This window comes from Pseudomonas sp. 21 (assembly GCF_000955805.1).
Classification (GTDB): Bacteria; Pseudomonadota; Gammaproteobacteria; order Pseudomonadales; family Pseudomonadaceae; genus Pseudomonas.
Genome location: NZ_JYOA01000022.1, coordinates 1 through 817 on the forward strand (window position 1 = coordinate 1; position 817 = coordinate 817).

Annotated in this window: 1 protein-coding gene; it reads right to left on the reverse strand. The window is 66.0% G+C overall.

Annotated features, from left to right (window positions below):
* Positions 1-817 (reverse strand): Ig-like domain-containing protein (locus tag UB43_RS28695; protein WP_045218016.1); only part of this gene is annotated, 817 nt, incomplete at both ends.

Sequence of the window (817 nt, forward strand, 5' to 3'; positions counted from 1 at the left end):
TCGATGCTCAGCTGAGCGACCGCCGGGGTGGTGTCCACGTCGTAGTGGCGGCTTTCGGTAACCGGCGTGATGTTGCCGGCCGCATCGCTCGCGGTCAGGGTGGCGACGACTTGATGTGCAGCATCGGCCGCCAGGCCAGCGCCCGGAACATTGATGCTCCAGTCACCCTTGGCGTCGATGGTGCCGCTGTAGGTGACGCCGTTGACGACGACCTTGACGATGTCGCCAGCACGGCCGCCCGTCGAACCGCCAGTGATGGCCTGGTTCTCCTGGGATTCGGCCAGGTTGACCACGTCGTCGCCGGCAATGACGTGAATGCTCAGCGTCGGCATCTGCGGGTCGATGGCCACGGTGTACGGGTGATCAGCTACGACGCTGGCGGTGTTGCCGGCCACGTCATGGGCGATCAGGGTGGCGTGGATGTTGGTGGCTTTGGCCAGGTCGGAGCCGGCCACCTCCACGCTCCACTTGCCATTGGCCGCTACCGCGGCGCTGTAGGTGGTGCCGTTGAGTTTGAAGCTGACAATGTCGCCTGCGCGGAACTCGCCGGTCGCCTTGCCGCTGATGGTCTGCGGCAACTTGGACTCTTCGATGTTGAGGACGTTGTCCTCGGTCACCGCGTCGATGGTCAGTTGCGCCACCGGCGGCAGCAGGTCGACGGTGTACGGGTGGCTGGCCGGTACGCTGGTGCTGTTGCCGGCCGCATCGTGGGCCACCAGGGTGGCGTCGATGCTGGTGCCCTTGGCCAGGTCGGTACCCGAGACTTGTACGCTCCAGGTGCCATCGGCGGCCACCTTGGCGCTGTAGTCGGTGCCGT